12 protein-coding genes are annotated in these 13,800 nt (G+C 69.0%); all 12 read left to right on the top strand.

Going from position 1 to position 13,800, the window contains the following annotated elements; translation table 11 throughout:
• Positions 1-306 precede the first annotated feature (306 nt).
• Positions 307-981 carry a bifunctional pyr operon transcriptional regulator/uracil phosphoribosyltransferase PyrR gene (pyrR, locus tag RJ05_RS14980; RefSeq protein WP_036537825.1) on the top strand — a complete coding sequence of 225 codons (675 nt, stop codon included), beginning with the start codon at positions 307-309 and terminating at the stop codon, positions 979-981.
• Positions 978-1,934, top strand: a complete 957-nt coding sequence (locus RJ05_RS14975; RefSeq protein WP_036537824.1) for an aspartate carbamoyltransferase catalytic subunit — start codon at positions 978-980, stop codon at positions 1,932-1,934. The genes pyrR and RJ05_RS14975 overlap by 4 nt, the downstream gene beginning before the upstream one ends.
• Before the next feature lie 52 nt (positions 1,935-1,986).
• Positions 1,987-3,327 carry a dihydroorotase gene (locus tag RJ05_RS14970; protein ID WP_036537823.1) on the top strand — a complete coding sequence of 447 codons (1,341 nt, stop codon included), beginning with the start codon at positions 1,987-1,989 and terminating at the stop codon, positions 3,325-3,327.
• Positions 3,327-3,821, top strand: coding sequence for a PH-like domain-containing protein (locus tag RJ05_RS14965; RefSeq protein ID WP_036537822.1), 495 nt, complete (start codon positions 3,327-3,329; stop codon positions 3,819-3,821). The genes RJ05_RS14970 and RJ05_RS14965 overlap by 1 nt, the downstream gene beginning before the upstream one ends.
• Positions 3,818-4,939, top strand: a complete 1,122-nt coding sequence (gene carA, locus RJ05_RS14960) for a glutamine-hydrolyzing carbamoyl-phosphate synthase small subunit (protein ID WP_036537821.1) — start codon at positions 3,818-3,820, stop codon at positions 4,937-4,939. The genes RJ05_RS14965 and carA overlap by 4 nt, the downstream gene beginning before the upstream one ends.
• Complete coding sequence (gene carB / locus RJ05_RS14955) at positions 4,939-8,280, top strand: carbamoyl-phosphate synthase large subunit (protein WP_036537820.1); 3,342 nt, start codon at positions 4,939-4,941, stop codon at positions 8,278-8,280. Before carA ends, carB begins: the two co-directional genes overlap by 1 nt.
• Before the next feature lie 29 nt (positions 8,281-8,309).
• A complete protein-coding gene (gene pyrF / locus RJ05_RS14950) occupies positions 8,310-9,134 on the top strand; it encodes an orotidine-5'-phosphate decarboxylase (protein ID WP_036537843.1) in 825 nt (274 codons plus the stop codon).
• 848 nt (positions 9,135-9,982) lie between these two features.
• Positions 9,983-10,303 (top strand): integration host factor, actinobacterial type, encoded by a 321-nt coding sequence (mihF, locus tag RJ05_RS14945; protein ID WP_036537819.1) that lies wholly within the window; start codon positions 9,983-9,985, stop codon positions 10,301-10,303.
• Positions 10,304-10,324: 21 nt separating this feature from the next.
• The gene (gene gmk / locus RJ05_RS14940; RefSeq protein ID WP_051016591.1) at positions 10,325-10,897 is read left to right on the top strand and encodes a guanylate kinase; all 573 of its coding nucleotides are present in this window, start codon (positions 10,325-10,327) and stop codon (positions 10,895-10,897) included.
• A gap of 47 nt (positions 10,898-10,944) precedes the next feature.
• Positions 10,945-11,226, top strand: coding sequence for a DNA-directed RNA polymerase subunit omega (gene rpoZ / locus RJ05_RS14935; RefSeq protein ID WP_036537817.1), 282 nt, complete (start codon positions 10,945-10,947; stop codon positions 11,224-11,226).
• 84 nt (positions 11,227-11,310) lie between these two features.
• Entirely contained in the window at positions 11,311-12,534 is a 1,224-nt protein-coding gene (coaBC, locus tag RJ05_RS14930) for a bifunctional phosphopantothenoylcysteine decarboxylase/phosphopantothenate--cysteine ligase CoaBC (protein ID WP_036537816.1), read from the top strand.
• A gap of 328 nt (positions 12,535-12,862) precedes the next feature.
• Positions 12,863-13,800, top strand: a 938-nt coding sequence (gene metK / locus RJ05_RS14925) for a methionine adenosyltransferase (protein WP_036537815.1), incomplete at its 3' end; no start/stop codon positions are given.

Raw genomic sequence — 13,800 nt, 5'->3', positions numbered from 1 at the left:
CGGTCGCGGTCCGGCCTGTCGACGACGATGTCGTCGCCGCCCCGTCCTACCAGGCGCGGCGCGAGCTGGTGTCCGGCGACGGTGACGCCCGATCCCGATCAACGGCCTCGGGCCCCGACGCCGAATCCTGGTCGGCCGGTTGCGTTATCGGGCTCACAACCGGCCCCGAGGCGATGGCCGGTGTCCCCGCTCACACTCGCCGACCCAGCCCTCACCTGGTGAAAGGCCGCCGCAGCGGGCTGATAGGCTGCTCGGCGTAAGACATCCTTTAACGGACCGTCCGGTGAGGCGGGGAAGGAGGTCGGCATGGCTGTGCCCGAAGAACGGGCAGCCGCGTCCGGCGCTGCCGAAGCGACGTCGGCGGGCAGCGGCGACGCCGCCGGGGCGAGCGCCCCCTCGGAGCGTCACACTCCGGCATGGGTAGCGGCGGGACGGGAACTGTTGTCTCCCTCCGACGTCGGCCGCACCATCGCGCGCATCGCGCATCAGATCATCGAGAAGACCGCCCTGGATTCGGGTGATCCGGCCGCGCCCCGCGTGGTGCTGATCGGCATACCGACCCGCGGCACCACCCTGGCGGCCCGGCTCGCGGACAAGATCGAGGAATTCTCCGGTGTCCGTCCCGCGCTCGGCTCGCTGGACATCACCCTCTACCGCGACGATCTGCGCAGCAGGCCGCACCGCCCGCTCGAACGCACCTCGGTGCCCGAAGGCGGCATCGAGGACGCGCTCGTCGTCCTCGTCGACGACGTGCTGTTCTCCGGCCGCACCGTGCGCTCGGCCCTCGATGGTCTGCGCGACCTCGGCCGCCCCCGCGCCGTGCAGCTCGCGGTCCTGGTCGACCGCGGCCACCGCGAACTGCCGATCCGCGCCGACTTCGTCGGCAAGAACGTGCCGACCGCCCGCACCGAGGACATCTCGGTGCTGCTCACCGAACACGACGGCCGCGACGGTGTGTACCTGCACCAGGAGGAAGCGTGAGGCATCTACTGACGGTCGCCGACCTGCACCGCGAGGTCGCCACCGAACTGCTCGACGAGGCCGAACGTTTCGAACAGGCGCTGCTGGGCCGCGAGGTCCACAAACTGCCGACCCTGCGCGGACGCACCGTGATGACGGTGTTCTTCGAGAACTCCACCCGCACGCGGGTCTCGTTCGAGGTCGCGGGCAAATGGATGAGCGCCGACGTCATCAACGTCAGCGCGAGCAGCTCCTCGGTCGCCAAGGGCGAATCACTGCGCGATACCGCGCTCACCCTGCATGCCGCGGGCGCCGACGCGCTGATCGTGCGGCATCCGGCCTCGGGTGCGGCGCATCAGATCGCGCGCTGGTTCGAGGACTGGGCACTCACCACCGGCGGGTCGGTCCCCGCCGTCATCAATGCCGGTGACGGCACCCACCAGCACCCCACCCAGGCGCTGCTGGACGCGCTCACCCTGCGTCAGCGCCTCGGCACAATCGAGGGCAGGCGCGTGGTGATCGTCGGTGACATCCTGCACAGCCGGGTCGCCCGCTCCAACGCCTTCCTGCTGTCCACGCTCGGCGCGGAAGTGGTGCTCGTCGCGCCGCGCACCCTGCTGCCGACCGGGGTCGAGGGCTGGCCGGTGCGGGTCTCGCACAGCCTCGACGCCGAACTGCCCGGCGCCGACGCGGTGCTGATGCTGCGGGTGCAGGCCGAACGGATGAACGGCGGGTTCTTCCCGTCGGCCCGCGAATACGCGGTGAACTACGGCCTGTCCGAACGCAGGCTGGCGCTGCTGGACGAGCACGCGGTGGTGCTGCATCCGGGTCCGATGCTGCGCGGTATGGAAATCGCGTCGTCGGTGGCGGATTCACCCAAGGCCGCGGTGCTGCAACAGGTGACGAACGGAGTGCATATGCGGATGGCGGTGCTGTTCCGGCTGCTGGTGGGGACTCAGGAGGCGGCGGCATGAGCGGTCAGCGCCCGGAGGAGGCAGCGTGCGTAACCACGGAGGGCGCCCGCCCATGCCCGGAGGGAACAGCGTGAGTGACTCCGTATTGCTGAAAGGCGTGCTGGTCTACGGGGAGGGCGAGCCGGTCGACGTGCTCGTCACCGACGGTGAGATCCGCGATATCGCCACCGACCTGGGCGTCGTCGACGGCGCCGAGATCATCGACGGCAAGGGCCAGGTCCTGCTGCCCGGCTTCGTCGATCTGCACACCCACCTGCGTGAGCCAGGCCGTGAGGACACCGAGACCATCGAATCCGGTTCCGCCGCCGCCGCGCTCGGCGGCTACACCGCGGTCTTCGCGATGGCCAACACCAACCCGGTGGCGGATTCGCATGTGGTCACCGATCACGTGTGGCGGCGCGGTCAGGAAGTCGGCCTGGTCGACGTCTACCCGGTCGGCGCGGTCACCGTGGGGTTGGCAGGCAAGCAGCTCGCGGAGATGGGCACCATGGCCGCCGGTATCGGCGCCGTGCGCATGTTCTCCGATGACGGTCACTGCGTCTACGACCCGCTGATCATGCGGCGCGCCCTGGAGTACGCGAACTCGCTGGGGGTGCTGATCGCCCAGCACGCCGAGGAGCCGCGGTTGACCGTCGGCGCCGTCGCGCACGAAGGCCCGACCGCCGCACGACTGGGCTTGGCCGGCTGGCCGCGCGCCGCCGAGGAATCCATCGTCGCCCGCGACGCCCTGCTGGCCCGCGATGCCGGCGCCCGCGTCCACATCTGCCACGCCTCCACGGCGGGCACCGTGGAGCTGGTCAAATGGGCCAAGTCGCAAGGCATCTCGATCACCGCCGAAGTCACCCCGCATCATCTGCTGCTCGACGACTCGCGGCTGGAAACCTACGACGCGGTCAACAAGGTCAACCCGCCGCTGCGCGAGGCTTCCGACGCCATCGCGCTGCGGCAGGCATTGGCCGAGGGCATCGTCGACTGCGTCGCCACCGACCACGCCCCGCATGCCGAACAGGACAAGTGCTGCGAGTTCGCCGCCGCCCGGCCCGGCATGCTCGGGCTGGAGACCGCGCTGTCGATCGTGGTGGAGACCATGGTCCGCCCGGGTCTGCTGGATTGGCGCGGGGTGGCGAAGGTGATGAGCGAGCGTCCGGCCGAGATCGTCGGGCTGGACGAGCACGGCAGGCCGATCGCGGTCGGTGAGCCGGCCAACCTGGTGCTTGTCGACCCGGACGCGAGCTGGACGGTGCGAGCGAAAGAACTCGCCAGCATCTCCGACAACACCCCGTACCAGGACATGACGCTGCCCGCCCGGGTCACCACCACCTTGCTGCGCGGCCGGATCACCGCCCGTGACGGTGTAGCCGCGGCGCCGGCGCGGAGCGGAGGGCAGTCGTAATGGAACGCGCGCTGTGGGTGGTCGGACTGGCGCTGCTGTGGGCGGTGCTGATCTACCTGATGTACCGGGGCTGGCAGAACCGGGCCGCCCGTCAGGCCGCGCGCATCGGCGAACTGCCGCCGGTGCCGCAGGAACTGGGCGCTCAGCTGCTCGAACCGACCACCGGCCTCTACCTCGGCAGCACCATGGCGCCGAGCTGGCAGGACCGGATCGCGGTCGGCGACCTGGGCTTTCGGGCCAATGCCGAACTCACCCGGTTCGAGAAAGGCATCCTGCTCGAGCGGGACGGCGCGTCGGTGATCTGGATTCCGCAGGAATCGATCACGGCGGTACGCACCGAACGCGGCCATGCGGGCAAGGTGATGACAGAAGATGGTGTGCTGGTGATTCGCTGGAAGCTGCCGACCGGAACCGAGATCGATACCGGTTTCCGAGGAGACGACAAGACGGTGTATCCGGCGTGGGCACAGATGACGACGGGAGACGAGGGATGAGCGGAAATTACGAAGCGGCCTTGGTGCTGGAGGATGGCCGGGTTTTCCGTGGCACCTCCTACGGCGCCGTCGGCGAGACACTGGGCGAGGCGGTGTTCTGCACCGCGATGACCGGTTACCAGGAAACCCTGACCGACCCCAGCTATCACCGCCAGATCGTGGTGGCCACGGCGCCGCAGATCGGCAACACCGGCTGGAACGACGAGGACGACGAGTCCGGCAAGATCTGGGTCGCCGGCTACGCCGTGCGCGACCCCGCGCGCCGTGCCTCCAACTGGCGCGCCACCCGGACGCTGCCCGATGAGTTGGAGCGTCAGGACGTCGTCGGCATCGCGGGCATCGACACCCGCGCGGTGGTCCGGCACCTGCGCACCCGCGGTTCGATGAAGGCGGGCATCTTCAGCGGTGACGCCGTCGCCGCCACCGTCGACGAACTGGTGGCCAGGGTCAACGGCCAGCCGTCCATGCTCGGCGCGGACCTGGCCGAGGAAGTCAGCACCGACGGGCTCTACACCATCGAGCCCACCGGCGAGCACCGCTTCACGGTGGTCGCGGTGGATCTCGGTATCAAGACCAACACCCCGCGGATGTTCGCCGAACGCGGCATCCGGGTGCACGTGGTGCCGTCGGGCACCTCGTTCGACCAGATCCAGGAGCTGAAGCCGAACGGCGTGTTCCTGTCCAACGGCCCGGGCGACCCGGCCACCCAGGACGGTGCGGTCGAACTCACCCGCCAGATCCTCGGCGCCGGCCTGCCGCTGTTCGGCATCTGCTTCGGCAACCAGATCCTGGGCCGGGCGCTGGGTCGCGGCACCTACAAGATGAAGTTCGGCCACCGCGGCATCAACATCCCGGTCGTCGAGCACGAGACCGGCCGCATCTCGATCACCGCGCAGAACCACGGCTTCGCCCTCGAAGGCGAGCGGGGTGAACAGTTCGACACCCCGTTCGGCAAGGCCGAGGTCAGCCACGTCTGCGCCAACGACGGCACCGTCGAGGGCGTGCGCCTGGTCGACGGTCGCGCGTTCTCCGTGCAGTACCACCCCGAAGCCGCCGCCGGCCCCCATGATGCCGCGTACTTGTTCGACCGTTTCGCCGGTCTGATGGAAGGAGCCTGATGCCTCGCCGCACCGATCTGAACCACATCCTGGTGATCGGCTCGGGCCCGATCGTCATCGGTCAGGCCTGCGAGTTCGATTACTCCGGCACCCAGGCCTGCCGGGTGCTGCGCTCGGAGGGCCTGCGGGTGTCGCTGGTCAACTCCAACCCGGCCACGATCATGACCGACCCGGAGTTCGCCGACTCCACCTACGTCGAGCCGATCACCCCCGAGTTCGTCGAGAAGGTCATCGCCAAGGAGCGTCCCGACGCCATCCTGGCCACCCTCGGCGGGCAGACCGCGCTCAACACCGCCGTCGCGCTGCACGAGCGCGGCGTGCTGGAGAAGTACGACGTCGAGCTGATCGGCGCCGACTTCGACGCCATCCAGCGCGGTGAGGACCGGCAGAAGTTCAAGGACATCGTCGCCAAGGTCGGCGGTGAGAGTGCGCGCTCGCGGGTCTGTTTCACCATGGACGAGGTGCGCGAGACCGTCGCCGAGCTCGGCTTCCCGGTGGTCGTGCGGCCCTCGTTCACCATGGGCGGCCTCGGCTCCGGCATGGCCTACAACGACGAGGACCTCGACCGCATCGCCGGCGGTGGCCTCGCCGCTTCGCCGACCGCGAACGTCCTGATCGAGGAGTCCATCCTCGGCTGGAAGGAATACGAGCTCGAGCTGATGCGCGACGGTCGCGACAACGTCGTGATCGTCTGCTCGATCGAGAACGTCGACCCGATGGGCGTGCACACCGGCGACTCGATGACCGTCGCCCCGGCCATGACCCTGACCGATCGCGAGTACCAGAAGATGCGCGATCTGGGCATCGCCATCCTGCGTGAGGTCGGCGTGGACACCGGCGGCTGCAACATCCAGTTCGCGGTGAACCCGGCCGACGGCCGCCTGATCGTCATCGAGATGAACCCGCGCGTGTCGCGGTCCTCGGCGCTGGCGTCCAAGGCCACCGGCTTCCCGATCGCCAAGATCGCCGCCAAACTGGCCATCGGCTACACCCTCGACGAGATCGTCAACGACATCACCAAGGAAACCCCGGCCTGCTTCGAGCCGACGCTCGACTACGTCGTGGTCAAGGCGCCGCGGTTCGCGTTCGAGAAGTTCCCCGGTGCCGATGGCACACTGACCACCACCATGAAGTCGGTGGGCGAGGCGATGTCGCTCGGCCGCAACTTCGCCGAGGCGCTGGGCAAGGTGCTGCGTTCGCTGGAGACCAAGTCCGCCGGATTCTGGACCACCGACGACGGACAGTGGGCCCCGGCCTCCGACGCTCCCGCCGACGTCCAGGCCGCGATCACCGCCATCCTCGATGACCTGCGGGTGCCCACCGAAGGCCGCATCTATCAGGTGGAGCGTGCCCTGCGCCTGGGCGCGAGCATCGACGACGTCGCCGCCGCCTCCGGCATCGACCCATGGTTTGTCGCCGAGGTCGCCGGCCTGGTCGAGCTGCGACAGGAATTGCTCGACGCGCCGGTGCTCGACGAATCGCTGCTGCGCCAGGCCAAGCACTACGGCCTGTCCGACCGGCAGATCGCCGCGCTGCGCCCCGAACTGGCCGGCGAGAGCGGTGTGCGCGCGCTGCGCCACCGGCTCGGGGTGCGCCCGGTGTTCAAGACCGTCGACACCTGCGCTGCCGAGTTCGAGGCCAAGACCCCCTACCACTACTCGGCCTACGAGCTCGATCCCGCCGCCGAATCGGAGGTCGCGCCGCAGCGTGAGCGCGAGAAGGTGATCATCCTCGGGTCGGGCCCGAACCGGATCGGTCAGGGCATCGAGTTCGACTACTCGTGTGTGCATGCCGCGCAGACGCTGTCGCAGGCCGGCTACGAGACGGTGATGGTCAACTGCAACCCGGAGACTGTCTCCACCGACTACGACACCGCCGATCGGCTCTACTTCGAGCCGTTGACCTTCGAAGACGTGCTCGAGGTCTATCACGCGGAGACAGAATCCGGCACCGTCGCCGGCGTCATCGTGCAGTTGGGCGGCCAGACCCCGCTGGGCCTGGCGCAGCGGCTCACCGACGCGGGCGTACCCGTCGTCGGTACCAGCGCCGCCGCGATCGACCTGGCCGAGGACCGGGGCGAATTCGGTGACGTGCTGGTCGCGGCCGGTCTGCCCGCGCCGAAGTACGGCACCGCGACCACGGTGGAGCAGGCCAAGAAGATCGCGGCCGAGATCGGCTACCCGGTGCTGGTGCGCCCGTCCTACGTGCTCGGCGGCCGCGGCATGGAGATCGTCTACGACGAGACCTCGCTCGAGGGCTACATCTCCCGGGCCACCGAACTCAACCCCGAGCACCCGGTGCTGGTCGACCGCTTCCTCGAAGACGCCATCGAAATCGACGTCGATGCGCTCTGCGACGGCGACGAGGTGTACCTGGGCGGCGTGATGGAACACATCGAGGAGGCCGGAATCCACTCCGGTGACTCGGCGTGCGCGCTCCCGCCGATCACCCTCGGGCGCAGCGATATCGAGGCCGTGCGCCGCTCCACCGTGGCGCTGGCCAAGGGCATCGGGGTCAAGGGCCTGCTCAACGTGCAGTACGCGCTCAAGGACGACGTGCTCTACGTGCTCGAGGCCAACCCACGCGCCAGCCGCACCGTGCCGTTCGTCTCCAAGGCCACCGCGGTGCCGCTGGCCAAGGCGGCCGCGCGGATCATGCTCGGCGCCACCATCGCCGATCTGCGCAAGGAGGGCATGCTGCCCGGCGACGGCGACGGTGGGCACGTCCCGCTGGACGCTCCGGTCGCGGTGAAGGAAGCCGTGCTGCCCTTCCATCGGTTCCGCAAGGCCGACGGCACCGGAGTGGACTCGCTGCTCTCGCCGGAGATGAAGTCCACCGGTGAGGTCATGGGCATCGACGCCGATTTCGGTACCGCCTTCGCCAAGAGCCAGACCGCGGCCTACGGTTCGCTGCCGACCGAGGGCACGGTGTTCGTCTCCATCGCCAACCGCGACAAGCGCGCCATGGTGTTCCCGGTGAAGCGGCTCAACGATCTGGGCTTCCGCATCCTGGCCACCGAGGGCACCGCGGAGATGTTGCGCCGCAACGGCATTCCGTGCGAGCGGGTGCGCAAGCACTCCGAGGCCGGTCCGGCCGACGAGCCGACCATCGTCGAGCAGATCCGCGACGGCGAGGTCGACATGGTGTTCAACACCCCGTACGGCAACTCCGGGCCCCGCGTGGACGGCTACGAGATCCGTAGTGCCGCAGTGGGCGTGAACATCCCGTGCATCACCACGGTGCAGGGCGCGGCTGCGGCCGTGCAGGGCATCGAGGCCAGCATCAACGGCGGCATCGGGGTGCGTTCGCTGCAGGAACTGCACGCGGTACTGCGCGGGTGAGCCACGATCAGGAGAGCGGAGCGGGATCGGTGCGGACCTTCGGCGAACGGCTACAGCACGCGATGCGGCAGTTCGGGCCGCTGTGCGTCGGCATCGATCCCCATCCCGGCCTGCTCGGCCAGTGGGGCCTGACCGACGACGTCGACGGTCTGGAAGCCTTCGCCGAGATCTGCGTGGAGGCCTTCGACGGCTGCGTCGCGCTGGTCAAGCCGCAGGTGGCGTTCTTCGAGGTCTATGGCGCGGGCGGGATCGGGGTGCTCGAGCGCACCATCGAGGTGTTGCGTGATTCCGGCACGCTGGTGCTGGCCGACGCCAAACGCGGCGATATCGGTTCCACCATGGACGCCTACGCCCGCGCCTGGCTCGGCGACGGTCCGCTGAGTTCGGACGCGGTGACGGTGTCGCCGTATCTCGGCTTCGGCTCCCTCGATCCGGCCCTCGAACTGGCGCAGGCCAATCACCGCGGTGTGTTCGTGCTGGCGGCGACCTCCAATCCCGAAGGCGCGCAGCTGCAACGGGTCACCGCGGGCGACGGGCGCACCATCGCCCAGACGATCGTCGACGCCGCCGCGGCCCGCAACACCGGCGATGGCTTCGGTTCCGTCGGTGTCGTGGTCGGCGCCACCCTCACCGAAGCGCCGGATCTGAGCGCGCTGAACGGGCCGATCCTGATGCCGGGGGTCGGCGCGCAGGGCGGGGGAGCGGACTCGATTCGCGGCCTCGTACCCGAGCACCTATTGCACGGTGTCGTCCCCAATGCCTCGCGGGAAGTGTTGCGTGAGGGGCCATCGGTTCCGGCGCTACGGGCGCGCATGACGGCGTTGCAGGAAGAATTCGGCTTCCTGCTGGGGTAGCCCGCGCCCGGGTACCCGATCACCGCGGGCCCGGCGACGGTTTCGACACGGGTGTCTCATCCGCGACGCATCGGCCGAGGTGCTGGTATCGGCGTCGCGGCGGTGAGATGCTGTGGAGGTTGATCGGGGGATCTCCGGCGGGGCAACAGCCGGCGGTTTTCCATCACAGCACCTCGCGCTCGCGGGGGACATCAGGTCCGGCCCGCCCACCCCTCGGGCCGGGCCTGATCCATGTGCGGTGCCGAGCGTCCGGCGCCGGCGCGTGAGGTGCGGTTGCTGGTGCCCTGACGGCCCGCTGAAACGCTGTGTGGTCAGTTGGGGGGCCGAGTACCCGGCACGAGGCCAGCAGCGCCCGTAGACGCTCCTGCCTGCCGATACCCCTGCTCGGCGCTTCCGGTCGGCCCGGCCCGGCGTCATACGTCTGCCGAGGCCACGGGCCGGTGCCGAGACCCGCGCACGGTCCTGACGTGGTCCGAGGTGCGCGCGGGATGCCCGGAACGCGACACGCGCCCGATTCCGGAGCGACACGCAGAAATTTTCCAGAAAGTTCCTGGTCGGGGGGGGTGTGGGTTTGCCGGGAGCGATCGCGACGCTGTGGCAACCGGCCCGCTAATTCGTCCCGTGTACGAAAACGTCCTGCTCGCAGGCTGTTTCGCCGATTCGAACCGGTGTTCGGGAGGGTGGGCGAGCCGGGTTCGGCATTGCGCCCGGCGTCCCCTACGGCATCGTCGAATCATGCGCTGACCTGGGGGGTGGGTTCGCAATCGGCAGGAGTCGTGGGTACGGTCGCTGTCACTGCCGGGTAATTGGGCAGTAGTTGATGCAATGAACGATGAGACGGAGGAACCGTGGCCCTTCCCCAGCTGACTGACGAGCAGCGCGCCGCTGCTTTGGAGAAGGCGGCGGCCGCTCGCCGCACTCGGGCGGAGCTCAAGGATCGCTTGAAGCGTGGCGGCACCGACCTGAAGAGTGTCCTCAACGACGCCGAGACCAATGAGATCATCGGCAAGATGAAGGTGTCGGCCCTGCTCGAAGCCCTGCCCAAGGTCGGCAAGGTCAAGGCGGCCGAGATCATGACCGAGCTGGAGATCGCTCCCACCCGCCGTCTGCGCGGCCTGGGCGATCGGCAGCGCAAGGCCCTGCTGGCCAAGTTCGACGTCGGCGCCTGACAACCGCCGGTGGTCGAACACATGACGAAGGGTCGGCTGGTCGTTCTGGTCGGCCCCTCGGCCGTGGGCAAGTCCACCGTGGTGCGCTGCGTTCGCGAACGCCTACCGCACCTGGTGTTCAGCGTGTCGGCCACAACCCGGGCCCCACGGCCCGGGGAGGTCGACGGCCGTGACTACCGGTTCGTCAGCCGTGCGGAATTCGACGCGATGATCGAGGCCGGGGACCTGCTCGAATGGGCCGATATCCACGGCGGACTGCAGCGCTCGGGCACCCCGGCCGCCCCGGTCCGCGCGGCGCTGGCCGAAGGCCTGCCCGTGCTGGTCGAGGTCGATCTGGAAGGCGCGCGCTCGGTCCGTAAGGCGATGCCGGAAGCGCTGCTGGTGTTCCTGGCCCCGCCCAGCTGGGACGAGCTGGTATCGCGGCTGCGTTCGCGTGGCACCGAATCGCCGGAGGTCATCGAGCGCAGGCTGGAGACCGCGCGCACCGAACTGGCCGCTTGTGACGAGTTCGACATCGTGATCGTGAACGACGAGGTGACCAGCGCCTGCGAGCAGTTGGTATCGTTGTTCGTTAGCACAAATTCGAGTTCGTGACACCCGTCCGCGACAATATCGGTCAACAACCCGCAGGAGCCCCCCTAGTGAGCAGTACGGACACCATCTCCGCGCCCGCCTACGACACTCCGATCGGCCTCACCAACCCGCCGATCGACGAGCTGCTCGAGCGCACCTCGTCCAAGTACGCCCTGGTCATCTACGCCGCCAAGCGGGCACGTCAGATCAACGATTACTACAACCAGCTCGGCGACGGCATCCTCGAGTACGTCGGCCCGCTGGTCGAGCCCATCGCGCAGGAGAAGCCGCTGTCGGTGGCCATGCGTGAGATCCACGCCGACCTGCTCGAGCACACCGAAGGCGAGTGACCACGTCCCGGTGAGGCCGGTGCACGGCACCGTGGCTCGCCGGGCACATCGGGCGCTGGTGTCCCGCACAACACAGGAGGCGCAATGACCACACGGGTCGTTGTCGGGGTCGGCGGGGGCATCGCCGCCTACAAGGCGTGCGCGCTGGTGCGCCGCTTCACCGAGACCGGGCACGAGGTCCGGGTCATTCCCACCGAATCGGCGCTGCAGTTCGTCGGCAAGGCCACCTTCGAGGCCCTCACCGGTAACCCCGTGAACACCGGGGTGTTCTCCGACGTGCCCGAAGTGCCGCATGTACGCCTCGGTCAGGAAGCCGACCTCGTCGTCATCGCGCCCGCGACCGCCGATCTGATGGCGCGTGCCGCCACCGGCCGCGCCGACGACCTGCTCACCGCCACCCTGCTCACCGCGCGATGTCCCATCCTGTTCGCGCCCGCGATGCATACCGAGATGTGGGAACATCCGGCCACCGTCGCCAACGTCGCCACCCTGCGCGCGCACGGCGCCAACGTCATGGAACCGGCCTCGGGCCGGCTCACCGGCACCGACACCGGTCCGGGGCGCCTGCCCGAACCCGAGGAGATCTTCGGCCTGGCCTCGCTGCTGCTCGAGCGCGCCGACGCCATCCCGCGTGATCTCGAGGGCCGCCGGGTGGTGGTGACCGCAGGCGGTACCAGAGAACCGCTGGACCCGGTGCGTTTCCTGGGCAACCGCAGCTCCGGCAAGCAGGGTTACGCCTTGGCCCGGGTCGCGGCTCAACGCGGCGCGCACGTCACGCTCATCGCGGGTAACACCATCGAGATGGCGGCCCCCGCGGCCGTCGAGCTGGTGCACATCACCACCGCCGAGCAGCTCAAGACGGCGGTGGACAAGCACGCGGCCGGTGCGGACGCGGTGATCATGGCGGCGGCGGTGGCCGATTTCCGGCCGACCAACGTGGCCGCGGCCAAGATCAAGAAGGGTGCCGGCGAACCCGACACCATCGCCCTGACCAAGAACGACGACATTCTCGCCGGTTTGGTCCAGGCCCGCGCCGACGGACAGCTGCCGGGGACCGCGATCGTCGGATTCGCCGCCGAAACCGGTGACGAGCACGGTGACGTGCTCACCCATGCGCGCGCCAAGCTGGCCCGCAAGGGGTGCGATCTACTGGTCGTGAACGCGGTCGGTGAGGGCAAGGCGTTCGAAGTAGACACCAACGACGGCTGGCTGCTCGGCGCCGACGGCACCGAGCAGGCACTCGATCACGGTTCCAAGGCGCTGCTGGCCAGCCGGGTGCTCGATGCGCTCGGGCCGCTGCTGAGCTGAGCCGATGGGTCATGGCGCCGCCCATGGATACCGCGAGATGCCTTGCGGGAGCGAGGTAATCGTGCCAACTCCATGCGCGACAGCCCGGCGGCAGCGTCTAATGGGTGCGGGAGATCGAACGATGCCATCGCGAGCCGGGACCGCGGTCCGGGACGGCGGGCCGGCGCGTCGGTGGTTTGGAATAGTCTGGGATCAGGGTTCGCGCCCGGCGTGGCACCGTTGCCGCCGCGACGAGCGATGTCGCCGACCGTAGGCATCGCACCAGCGGCAATGCGGCGCTAGGGTCGCAAACCGAGAAGAGCAACCCGTTGAGGGAGAGGGAACAACTGTGCGCACGACCGGCAGTCGGCTATTCACCAGTGAGTCCGTGACCGAGGGTCATCCGGACAAGATCTGTGATGCCATCAGCGATTCCATCCTCGACGCGTTGCTGGCGGAGGATCCGCGCAGCCGGGTGGCGGTGGAAACCCTGGTCACCACCGGCCAGGTGCACGTCGCTGGTGAGGTCACCACCGAGGCGTACGCGGACATCCCGCGCATCGTCCGGGAGAAGGTGCTCGAGATCGGATACGACTCCTCGGCAAAGGGTTTCGACGGCAACTCCTGCGGGGTGAACATCGCGATCGGCGCGCAGTCGCCGGATATCGCGCAGGGTGTCGACACCTCGCACGAGGCGCGCGTCGGCGGCTCCGACGACGAGATCGAGCAGCAAGGCGCGGGCGATCAGGGCCTGATGTTCGGCTACGCCACCACCGACACCCCCGAGCTGATGCCGCTGCCGATCGCGCTGGCGCACCGGCTCTCGCGCAAGCTCACCGAGGTCCGCAAGTCCGGGGTGCTGCCCTACCTGCGGCCCGACGGCAAGACCCAGGTCACCATCGAATACGACGGTGACCGCCCGGTCCGGCTGGACACCGTGGTCATCTCCACCCAGCACGCCGCCGATATCGACCTGGACAACCTGCTCGCCCCCGATATCCGCGAGAAGGTCGTGGACGCGGTGCTGGCCGATCTGTCGCTGCCCAGTCTCGATGTCGCCGATGTGCGGCTGCTGGTCAACCCCACCGGCAAGTTCGTGCTCGGTGGCCCGATGGGTGATGCGGGCCTGACCGGCCGCAAGATCATCGTCGACACCTACGGCGGCATGGCCCGCCACGGTGGTGGCGCGTTCTCCGGCAAGGATCCGTCGAAGGTCGACCGTTCGGCTGCCTACGCGATGCGCTGGGTCGCCAAGAACGTCGTCGCGGCCGGTCTGTCGGACCGGGT

The organism is Nocardia cyriacigeorgica NBRC 100375 (genome assembly GCF_000308555.1).
Taxonomy (GTDB): domain Bacteria; phylum Actinomycetota; class Actinomycetes; order Mycobacteriales; family Mycobacteriaceae; genus Nocardia; species Nocardia cyriacigeorgica.
Note: the sequence above shows the minus strand (reverse complement) of the source record. Positions and strands in the feature narration are given on the sequence as shown.

Coding starts and splice junctions, on each gene's coding strand:
- pyrR (WP_036537825.1), top strand. CDS start 307: ATGGCTGTGCCCGAAGAACGGGCAGCCGCGTCCGGCGCTGCCGAAGCG.
- RJ05_RS14970 (WP_036537823.1), top strand. CDS start 1,987: ATGCCCGGAGGGAACAGCGTGAGTGACTCCGTATTGCTGAAAGGCGTG.
- RJ05_RS14965 (WP_036537822.1), top strand. CDS start 3,327: ATGGAACGCGCGCTGTGGGTGGTCGGACTGGCGCTGCTGTGGGCGGTG.
- carA (WP_036537821.1), top strand. CDS start 3,818: ATGAGCGGAAATTACGAAGCGGCCTTGGTGCTGGAGGATGGCCGGGTT.
- carB (WP_036537820.1), top strand. CDS start 4,939: ATGCCTCGCCGCACCGATCTGAACCACATCCTGGTGATCGGCTCGGGC.
- gmk (WP_051016591.1), top strand. CDS start 10,325: ATGACGAAGGGTCGGCTGGTCGTTCTGGTCGGCCCCTCGGCCGTGGGC.
- coaBC (WP_036537816.1), top strand. CDS start 11,311: ATGACCACACGGGTCGTTGTCGGGGTCGGCGGGGGCATCGCCGCCTAC.